This window comes from Acinetobacter sp. 1542444 (assembly GCF_000581835.1).
Lineage (GTDB): Bacteria > Pseudomonadota > Gammaproteobacteria > Pseudomonadales > Moraxellaceae > Acinetobacter > Acinetobacter pittii.
Genome location: NZ_JEYA01000009.1, coordinates 52698 through 62275 on the forward strand (window position 1 = coordinate 52698; position 9578 = coordinate 62275).

General features: G+C 36.2%; 10 protein-coding genes. 7 read left to right on the forward strand and 3 right to left on the reverse strand.

What is annotated here, in order from left to right; all coding sequences use genetic code 11:
* The first annotated feature begins 66 nt into the window (after positions 1-66).
* Genes J580_RS22060 through J580_RS22075 form a run of 4 tightly spaced genes read left to right on the forward strand, consistent with a single transcriptional unit; the run spans position 67 to position 3781 of the window.
* Positions 67-570, forward strand: a complete 504-nt coding sequence (locus tag J580_RS22060; protein WP_032005952.1) for a low molecular weight protein-tyrosine-phosphatase — start codon at positions 67-69, stop codon at positions 568-570.
* A 19-nt stretch (positions 571-589) separates the two neighbouring features.
* Positions 590-1624 carry a UDP-N-acetylmuramate dehydrogenase gene (murB, locus tag J580_RS22065; protein ID WP_032005954.1) on the forward strand — a complete coding sequence of 345 codons (1035 nt, stop codon included), beginning with the start codon at positions 590-592 and terminating at the stop codon, positions 1622-1624.
* 4 nt (positions 1625-1628) lie between these two features.
* Positions 1629-2753, forward strand: coding sequence for a YdcF family protein (locus tag J580_RS22070; RefSeq protein ID WP_002115205.1), 1125 nt, complete (start codon positions 1629-1631; stop codon positions 2751-2753).
* A complete protein-coding gene (locus J580_RS22075) occupies positions 2753-3781 on the forward strand; it encodes an alpha/beta hydrolase (RefSeq protein ID WP_002115207.1) in 1029 nt (342 codons plus the stop codon). Before J580_RS22070 ends, J580_RS22075 begins: the two co-directional genes overlap by 1 nt.
* A 56-nt stretch (positions 3782-3837) precedes the next feature.
* Here the strand turns inward: J580_RS22075 and J580_RS22080 are convergent, their stop codons facing one another.
* The 3 genes from J580_RS22080 to J580_RS22090 all read right to left on the reverse strand — a co-directional run bounded on the left by J580_RS22080 (position 3838) and on the right by J580_RS22090 (position 7335).
* Positions 3838-4332: a hypothetical protein gene (locus tag J580_RS22080; protein WP_002115218.1), complete on the reverse strand. Its 495-nt coding sequence runs from the start codon at positions 4330-4332 to the stop codon at positions 3838-3840.
* A 62-nt stretch (positions 4333-4394) separates the two neighbouring features.
* A complete protein-coding gene (locus J580_RS22085) occupies positions 4395-5450 on the reverse strand; it encodes a linear amide C-N hydrolase (protein WP_014207030.1) in 1056 nt (351 codons plus the stop codon).
* 211 nt (positions 5451-5661) lie between these two features.
* Entirely contained in the window at positions 5662-7335 is a 1674-nt protein-coding gene (locus J580_RS22090) for an FMN-binding glutamate synthase family protein (protein ID WP_016145697.1), read from the reverse strand.
* 363 nt (positions 7336-7698) lie between these two features.
* Here J580_RS22090 and J580_RS0104510 point away from each other — a divergent pair, with 363 nt between their 5' ends.
* From J580_RS0104510 to J580_RS22100, 3 genes are all read left to right on the forward strand, one after another.
* The gene (locus J580_RS0104510; RefSeq protein WP_032005957.1) at positions 7699-8130 is read left to right on the forward strand and encodes a hypothetical protein; all 432 of its coding nucleotides are present in this window, start codon (positions 7699-7701) and stop codon (positions 8128-8130) included.
* Positions 8131-8663: 533 nt separating this feature from the next.
* On the forward strand, positions 8664-9194 hold the full coding sequence (locus tag J580_RS22095) for a spore coat U domain-containing protein (RefSeq protein ID WP_005068793.1): 531 nt from the start codon (positions 8664-8666) through the stop codon (positions 9192-9194).
* An 83-nt stretch (positions 9195-9277) separates the two neighbouring features.
* Positions 9278-9578, forward strand: a 301-nt coding sequence (locus tag J580_RS22100; RefSeq protein WP_032005959.1) for a molecular chaperone, incomplete at its 3' end; no start/stop codon positions are given.

A 9578-nucleotide genomic window follows, 5' to 3' on the forward strand; every position in this document is an offset into this window, starting at 1 on the left:
GTCTGTTAAGATTGTGCATGATCCCGTTTATTTTTATGTAATTCAAATGTTTGGAAGTAATTTCTAATGGAAACACAATATAAGGTGTTATGTGTCTGTTTAGGAAATATTTGCCGTTCTCCCACGGCTGAGGTGGTTTTCAGACATTATTGTGACGCGCATCAACTCAATGTGGTTGTCGATTCAGCTGGAACGAGTAATTATCATCCCAATAAATCGCCTGATCAGCGTAGTCAGTTGCATGCCAAGAAAAGGGGCTATGACTTATCATCTTTACGTGCAAGACAACTTTCAACTCAAGACTTTTTAGAGTTTGATTTGATTTTGGCAATGGATCATCAAAATTTTGAAGATATTCATGACGTGTTGCAAAGAGCCGTTTCCCAATTTGGCGCACATCAAATTCGTGCAAAAGTAGCTTTAATGAGTGAGCATGATCCTGAATACCCACAACAAGCGTTGCCTGATCCTTATTATGGCGGTGCTGATGGTTTTGAACGTGTACTCAATCAATGTGAGTCCAGTAGTTTGGCATGGGTTAATATTTTAAAAAAACAATTGAATGTTTAAGAATAGGTTTTTCAACACAATGCAAATTCAGAATCAAGTACAGCTTAAGCCATTCAATACTCTAAGTTTAGATGCAACTGTTTCTCACTATACTAAAGTTGGCAGTATTCAAGATATTGAATCAGCTTTAGAGTTTGCTGAGCAGCATCAGTTAAATGTACTTGTATTATCGGGCGGTAGTAATATGTTATTGCCGCAGCAGATCAATGCTTTAGTGATTCATCTTGATATTCAGGGAATTGAAGTTTTATCAAACGATGATGATTTTGTGCGGGTTAAAGTAGGCGCAGGCCAAGTCTGGCATGATTTTGTTTTATACAGCACTGAACAGAACTGGTTTGGTTTGCAAAATTTAGCCCTTATTCCGGGCTTAGTCGGTGCTTCACCCGTACAAAACATTGGTGCGTATGGGGTAGAGGTAGGTGAGTTTATTGAGTCAGTACAAGTGTATGACCGTAAATTGAAGCAAACTCAGACAATTTTAGCGGCCGACTGCAATTTCGCCTACCGCCATAGTATTTTTAAAGATGATCCAAACCGTTACATTATCACGCATGTCACTTTTAAATTGCTTAAACAGCCGCATTTGAAACTTAACTACGGCGACTTGAAACAAGCAGTTGGAGACAATCAGACTGCCGAAAATTTACAAAATCAGGTCATCCATATTCGTCAAAGTAAACTTCCTGATCCAAAAGAGTATCCTAATGTCGGGAGTTTCTTTAAAAATCCGATTGTTAAACCTCAAGAGTTTGAACGCTTAGTCACACAATTCTCAACAATTCCACATTATCCTCAAGCTAATGGAAACGTTAAAATTGCAGCAGGATGGTTGATTGATCAGGCGGGTTGGAAAGGGAAGCAACTCGATATGGTAGGGATGTTCCATAAACAGGCATTAGTTCTGGTGAATTATGCCAATGCATCTCTTGCTGATGTAAGGAAAACTTATCAGGCTGTACAACATGATGTTGATCAGCTTTTCCATATTATGTTAGAACCAGAACCTGTGCTTTATAACAGTTTAGGTTTAATTGAAAATCATACGGAATAGTTTTATGCCAAAAGTACACTTAATGGTACGTTTAGTACAAGTAGTCACCGTGCTATTTGTACTATTAGGCTGTTTCGTGGTTTTTTTATATTCGCCATTTTATTCAAAACTTATTGTAGCTGGGCTTAACTATTTTGTACCTGTTGATGTTAATCAAGTCGCTGCTGAGAGCCAAAGACAGGCTGCATTAAGTGAGCATGATAATTTAGAGCCGGGTTCAAATTTATGGATCGCTCGTCAGGCCTATTTAAAACTGACAGAGCAAGCGTTACGTGAAAAAAGAACATCTGATCTGACCTATATTCAAGAGAATTATAAAGCCTTGCAGCAAATTATTCTTTTGGAAGAAAAGGAACAGGATTCAGAAGAACAAGCAGCATCTGTAACGGTTCCTTTAGTCGCTAAAAACTCAGAAATTGACGCCGCAGATGAGGCGAGTAGTCCTGTTGACGAAGCACTCTTTATTAATAGTTCTGAAAATAAAGCGCTTACTGAGCAATATACAGAGTTTTTAGCAAGAAAACCTGTGGTGCCAGAGCATCAAAAAGCTGTCAGTGAACCTGAACAAAAAGTCGAGTATGTGCGTAAAAATCCATTACCAGTACAACCTAAAAAGTTATCAGAACCTTATGCAATTGTTGTATTGGGGGGCGGATTAACCTTAGATAAAAATGGTAAGGATATTGTTGTTAATGGCTATACGCGTTTGCGATTAGAAAAAACTTTAGAAGTTGAAAAACAAAATCATCTGCCTATTGTACTTAGCGGTGTAGAAGCACCTTATATGCAAGCTTGGTTAAAAGAGCGCGGTGTTGATGCAAAGCTATTAGAAAAGCGGAGTATGAATACATGTGAAAATACCCGTTTTAGCTCTTTATTGCTTCAGAAAAAAGGCGGGGCACCAACAGTCATGTTGGTTACAGATGAATACCATATGCCACGTACACGCCGACTGTTTGCTTTAAATGGTATAGAAACTATTCCTGTTGTAGCTCCAATGCCAACTCCACTGACACGTTGGCAACCAAGTGTGCAAAATTACGATCATAGCCGCCGTGCAAATTATGAATTACTTGCGACAATTCGTGACATGTTGTTTGGCTCAAGTGATTGTCGAGAGGTTCCTTAATGTCAGATATTCCATTTCTCAATCCTGCCGTATTAAAACAATTAGATTTACCGGTTCCTAACCGTGATCTTACGCCGCAAGTTTTGAGTCCACTTAATTTAAACACATTAGAAGAACCTTCTCGTGATTTGCTGGCCTATCGCAAATTGTATGGTTTACATTTACTTGAATGTGACCATTGGCAAGGCTATGTCCAAATGCCTTTATTCCGTTTGCATGTGCAAGTTTTCAAACCCAAAGTAGAAAAAATACAAGGTACTGTTTGCTTATTACATGGCTATCTTGAGCATAGCGGTATTTACCAGCCAATTATTCGTGAAATTCTTGAGCAGGGCTTTAGTATTATTACTTATGATTTGCCGGGGCATGGATTAAGTGATGGTTCACCAGCCAGCATTAAAAACTTTGATCATTACCAGCAAGTTTTGATGGCTGTTTATCAATATGTGAAACATGCAGATCAGTTACCTAAACCATGGGTCGGTATTGGTCAAAGTACGGGTGGAGCAATTTGGATGCATCACTTATTAGAATATGCTGAAAAACGCCAAGATCCGATTGTAGATCGAGTACTTTTACTTTCTCCGCTAATTCGCCCCGCAAAAACCGCATGGTGGCATAACCCCGTTGGATTAGGCATTATTCGCCGTATTAAGCGTCAGGTACCAAGGCATTTTAGACGTAATAATCATAATCCCGAATTTTTGCGTTTTATTCGTTTAAAGGATCCTTTGCAACCCCGAATGATGGGCATGGACTGGATTTTGGCAATGTCAAAATGGATGCAGGAAATGGAAGAGCGACCTGCTTGCCGTATCCCAGTCTGGCTTGCACAAGGTGCTCTCGATCAGACGGTTGATTGGCGTTACAACATTGAATTTATTCGTCGTAAATTTAGACTCCAGACGTTGTTAATGCTTGAAGAAGGCTCTCATCAATTAATTAATGAACGTGCAGATATACGTGCGGCTTTAACGGGTTTGATTCCGGCATTTTTACATGCAAAGCCAAAACATTTTTATTATTAGAAAAGTCATGCATCTATCCAAAATTCTAGATAGATGCATTATTTAATCTTTGTAGTTTATTTTGAATTTTGATAAAGCTGCATAAAGTTTTTATAAACCGAAGACTGCTTTTGTGGACTATACATATTGCGCTCGATTGTTCCTTTATCTGTTTTGATTAAAACATTCACATTTTGAGCATTTTTAAATTCTTGCAAGAATTGACTTGGAATAACAAAGTAAGTGGTTGAATGTTTAGGTACTAATCGGCTCACATTTGTCTTTTCAGTGGCTTGAGCTGGTTCGTAATTGAATCGTTTGCCATCAATATCAAAAGTCAAAGCGTTAATATCATAAAAGTTATAACTACTACTTAAATGAACATCTACTCGAAGCTGATTTTTTTGATTTTCATTCCATTTAACCAATAAGCTTGGGCATAGTTCAGTTGGTGAGCAGTTTAGTTGACCAGCTGTTTTTACCTCTTTAGGAGCTGGTGTACTAACCTGTGTGGTGCTACAAGCCGCAGTAAGTAGACATGAACCCAATAAGAGTAGAGATTTTTTCATCATATAAATTCCAAGATCGTATGTTTAATATTATTTATGTTAAGAGTAATAAATTTTGACATAAATTAACGCGTAGTTGGACCTAAAAATACAAATGGTTTTGCAATTTTAAAGGAAGAGGTGGCATCACCTGCATAGATATGGCTTTGATCAGGTCCTAAATCAAGTCTACGTGTTTGACCATCTTTAAAGTTAATCTTTTTCAAGTCAACCCAAAATACATTTGGTGAGAGAGCGGATTCAAAAAAGTAGAGCATCTGTTTGTGGTCGGCAACAGTTCGCCAGCGAGTCGAAGAGATATTAGGTTCTTCTTGAGTATTTAGCCCATAGGGAACAGATGCATTGCGAATCACACTAAATACAGAGGCTTGTGCTTGTTTTGTATTATCATTTTTAGGAATAGCGTTAATGTAAAATGATGCACGTGCAAAGCGATCAGATGCTCTGTTAGTACCGGGAAGCATAATTGTTCCGCCAATTTGCTTCCAATATTCAACAAGTGCAAGTTGTTTGTCGAAAGTAGGTGAATTGGTCATGACTTGATAGCTTCGGCTATGGTGAATCACTTGTTTTCCACCAATATATTCGATAATTGCGCTATCACCTGTTTTATCAGAAATAGATAAATGTAAGGTGGTGAGCCGTGTTTCACCGGGAACATTGTCGGTAATAATAGTGTAGGGTTCTTTTTCTAAGGCCTTAACGGCTTCATCTACAGTTGCAAAATTATCGAGTACATATTGAGCCCATGCTGCAATACTTAATAAAGGCTTATCTGTCTTTTTTGCATCTGGGTATTCAGACTCTACTAACCATAAAATATTAGCAACCAAACCTGCTTCATTCATTCCATCTGTTGTGGAAACTTCATAACCTGTAGCAATTACACTTCCATATTTCGACGTCCATTTTATTGAATTGGGACCAGCGCTACCGTCACGGCTAACCCCGCTTGGCATAATCCATAAGTTGGTACCTGTATCAACCTTCCAGTCCATTGAGCGAGCAGTAATAATATGTTGATTATTACCTAAATATACGGCACGTGTACAAGCAACAGCATAGCTACTTAAGCCTACAGCGATTGCAACAAAAGAAGAGATGAATGTTTTTTTCAACATGATGAGGTACCTTCTTGTTATAAGCATTAAAAAATTTTTATTAAATAAAATTAAAATGTGTATGTTATTTATACTTTTATATTAGGTGAAAAATCTATTAAATACAAATTAAAAGGGGAGTGAAATTTAAGCAAAAATCACATATTAGGTTTAAATATGGAAGAGCATCACACTATAAAGGTGATGCTCAACTTATAAAAATTAATATAAATTAAAAATGATTGGCATCAGCCATATTCCACATTCGATAGTAGAAATTATCATCGTCATTATTAAGTTCAGATTGTAAAAGTTCACCTTCTTTCAAGAAAAAATGCAACTGAGCATAGTTCTTAATTTCACGGTCATTTACTCGCTGAGCCAAATGATGAGCTTTAATATCAGAAGGATGGCGTAAACCCGCAGCAGCGATCATTTCTGATAATGCATGCAAGGTATTTTTATGAAAATTAAATACTCGTTCTGATTTAGTCGGTACATCAATTGCTTTTTGACGATCTTTGTCTTGAGTCGCTACACCCACAGGGCATTGGTTGGTGTGGCAGCTTTGTGCCTGAATACACCCAACTGCAAACATGAAACCACGTGCTGAATTAACCCAGTCTGCACCGAGTGCAAAAGTGCTAGCGATATCAAAAGCACTAATGATTTTACCACTTGCGCCAATTTTAACTTGATCTCTTAGTCCTGCACCGACAAGAGTATTATGGACAAAGCGTAAGCCCTCTCGTAATGGGGTACCGATATTGTCACTAAACTCAATTGGTGCTGCACCAGTACCACCTTCAGAACCATCCACAACAATAAAGTCAGGAACAATTTTTGTTTCAAGCATTGCTTTAACAATACTCATAAACTGCCAAGGTTGACCAATACATAGTTTAAAACCAACTGGCTTGCCGCCAGATAATGTTCGCAGCTTCTGTAAGAAATGCATCATTTCAATTGGGGTAGAAAAACTAGAATGCTTAGCAGGAGAAATACAATCATGATCGCGTGAAACGCCACGGATTTGGGCAATTTCTTCGGTAATTTTATGCTTAGGTAAGATACCGCCATGGCCTGGTTTTGCACCTTGTGAAAGCTTTAATTCGATCATTTTGATCTGTGGCAATTGAGATTGTTTAGCAAATTTTTGCTCGTCAAATTTTCCATCTAGGGTACGGCATCCAAAATAACCACTGGCAATTTGCCAAACAATATCTCCACCATTTTCGAGATGATAAGGGCTTAAGCTACCTTCACCAGTATCGTGATAAAACCCACCTAATTGCGCTCCTTTATTGAGTGCTCGAATTGCATTGGCACTTAAACTACCAAAACTCATGGCAGAGATATTCATAATGGATGCACTATAGGGTTGAAGGCATTGTGCATTACCCACCTGAATGCGGAAGCTTTTTGGATCAGCTGGTGGGCAAGGGCTTATTGAGTGGACAATAAAGCGGTAATTCTCTTGATAGACATCAATAATTGAGCCAAAAGGTTTATCTGCATTTTCGTTTTTAGCACGTTGATAAACTAAGCTTCGTTGCATGCGAGAAAAAGGTAGAGCATCTTGATCCGCTTCAATAAAGTATTGACGAATCTCGGGGCGTATATCTTCAAACAAAAAACGAAAATGTCCCATAATTGGGTAGTTTCTTAAAATAGAATGTTTATTTTGTAAAACATCATAGAGGCCTAATAGGCTTAAAGCGCCTGTAACTACCCATAAACCATTAAGGAGAGTATCAGAAATAAAATAATAGATACTATGAGGGGTATAGACGGTTCGAAACCATGTGATGCTGAGCGCAGTAAAAATACATAAAAACCAGAGAGAATGGCGTGAAAAGAATGTATTGAGAAATTTATGTCGAATGATTTGTGCTGGGCTCGCCATATTGGAACAAATTCCTAATGTTTTACTGGTACATACCTTGCCAAGAAGCAAGTCAAACTACAAGTATGGAATTGTTAGTTTTGGAGAATAAGGAAGAATACATTCATAAATAGGGCTTAATTTGGAGTTTATTTTTTTGAACTGAGATAAATTAAAATATTCATCGGATGGGGGATTTTTTATTAAGTAATTTTAATTATTATAGGTAAAAGTTAATTTTAGATTTATTTAATAATAAAAATTATTTTAATTTAAATTGGTTTGTTTTTGCTATTTAATAATTTTTTGATAATATAAATGAAATGATATTTTAATAGATATAAATACAACTATATAAATTTATAAAAATTATTAAGGACTGAAATGAATTGGAAAATATTAGTACTCTCTATTTTTTTAACAATAATTTTTTTCTTAACTTTAATGTTTTATTTAGGCTTCGATCTTGATACTTTCAAGAGGGTCACCCTAATACAAAGTTTATTAGTTGTTGTAGCCATAATATTTGATTATATGAAAAGGAGAAAGACTCCTATCTTTCCAGGATGTATTGTTTACCCCTTACTTGGTATTTTATTTGTTTTTGGTTTTATGCCTATTTTAGACTTTTTTGCTGAAAGACCCCAAGGCTTTCATAGTTGGGACATTAAAAATATTTTATTGATCAATTCTGATAACACAGACTATCAATTTAGAGAACTAGCTTGGTACGGTAAAGCTTATGTACAGTTAATTTTTGCAATGGTGGGTGGATTTTTTGGTTTGATTTTTCATTTAATTTTTAGAAATAGTTGAGCTAGCAATACATACTTTTAGTAGTGAAGATCTGCCTCTAGCTATTGAAATGTCTAAAAAAATTCTAAAGATGTGATAAAACACTTAGATTTCTTATTCATAAAGTATTATTTTCTTATTCATTTAAAATATATAGAATAATCATATGCTTACTTTTTGTTCTTATTTTTTTGACCAAACTTTAAAAAATTATAAAATATTAATAGTTATGGTAAATTTTAACTAATGAAAAATTAAAATTTTTTAGAAAAACTAATAAAAATATAAATGAAATTATCGAAAATTAATAAAAAGAGTGGGGATAACCATAAAAATTTTTATAATTGAGAAATCAATCAAAATTTTGATTATTAATTGATATTTGGAATGAAACAAACATTAGTATTTTTGTTGTTTTTTTGTATTATGCGCAACTAGTAGAGTAAAAAAATAACGCTTTGAAAAAACAGTCAGAAGAACTAGTGATTGTGATGGGGAAGGCTAATTTTTACATCTATTAATTTTATTGGCGTAATGTAAAAAGGTTTTTAACCATGAATAAGTCTCTCATTTGTTTATCAGCAATTGCTATGGGTTTAACGTCTATCAATGTTGCAAATGCAGCTAACGCAACCGGTACACTAACTGTTAAAGCAACGATTACAAACAGTTGTGTTCTCAACACTTCTGCAACAGGTACTACGTCAAATGCAATTTTAGACTTTGGTACGTTAAGTTCGCTTGCGAGCAATGTAGATGCAGACACCACAACAACAGGTGGGACTGCAATTAAAGTGTTATGTAACAACACTGTGCCATGGACTTTGGCTTTTGACGCAGGAAAAAATGCTCAATCGACACAACGTCGTATGATTGGTGGGGCGGCTAGCAACGAATACATTCCTTACAATCTTTTCTCAGATACTAACCGTGCCACAGCAATTGGTATTGCAACAACTGCATATAGCGGTACAGGTACTGGTGCAGCACAAACAGTTAACGTCTATGGTCGTATTCCTGCTGGCTCAACTTTACCAAGTGCAGGTAGCTATGTTGACACTGTGACTGTAACAGTGACTTATTAATTTTTAATAAGTTTTATTGCGTCATTGCTAGCTCTTTTTTAAAGGAGCTAGCTCAATTTGAGAAAAGTAGTTCTGGGCAAATCATGAAAAAAAATATCTTTGTTGTGACAAGTTTATTGTTATTTTTGCCTAGTATGCTAAATGCAGCATCAATCCGCCTTTCACCTGTTAGTGTTGAAATATTGAGTGATCAGGCTGCATCTTCCATTAGTTTATATAACCAGTCAAATGAAAGTGCTGATTTGCAGGTGCGTGTATTTGAATGGAGACAAAATGCTGGGCAAGATCAATTAGTCCCTACGGATGAGATTGTAATTAGTCCACCATTTTTAAAACTACAACCTAGTGACTCTTATAACTTACGTGTAGTTAGAATTAACCCAG

What these genes read in the sequence shown, in the direction of transcription:
- J580_RS22060 (WP_032005952.1), top strand. Translation starts at nt 67, where the DNA reads ATGGAAACACAATATAAGGTGTTATGTGTCTGTTTAGGAAATATTTGC.
- murB (WP_032005954.1), top strand. Translation starts at nt 590, where the DNA reads ATGCAAATTCAGAATCAAGTACAGCTTAAGCCATTCAATACTCTAAGT.
- J580_RS22070 (WP_002115205.1), top strand. Translation starts at nt 1,629, where the DNA reads ATGCCAAAAGTACACTTAATGGTACGTTTAGTACAAGTAGTCACCGTG.
- J580_RS22075 (WP_002115207.1), top strand. Translation starts at nt 2,753, where the DNA reads ATGTCAGATATTCCATTTCTCAATCCTGCCGTATTAAAACAATTAGAT.
- J580_RS22080 (WP_002115218.1), bottom strand. Translation starts at nt 4,332, where the DNA reads ATGATGAAAAAATCTCTACTCTTATTGGGTTCATGTCTACTTACTGCG.
- J580_RS22085 (WP_014207030.1), bottom strand. Translation starts at nt 5,450, where the DNA reads ATGTTGAAAAAAACATTCATCTCTTCTTTTGTTGCAATCGCTGTAGGC.
- J580_RS22090 (WP_016145697.1), bottom strand. Translation starts at nt 7,335, where the DNA reads ATGGCGAGCCCAGCACAAATCATTCGACATAAATTTCTCAATACATTC.
- J580_RS0104510 (WP_032005957.1), top strand. Translation starts at nt 7,699, where the DNA reads ATGAATTGGAAAATATTAGTACTCTCTATTTTTTTAACAATAATTTTT.
- J580_RS22095 (WP_005068793.1), top strand. Translation starts at nt 8,664, where the DNA reads ATGAATAAGTCTCTCATTTGTTTATCAGCAATTGCTATGGGTTTAACG.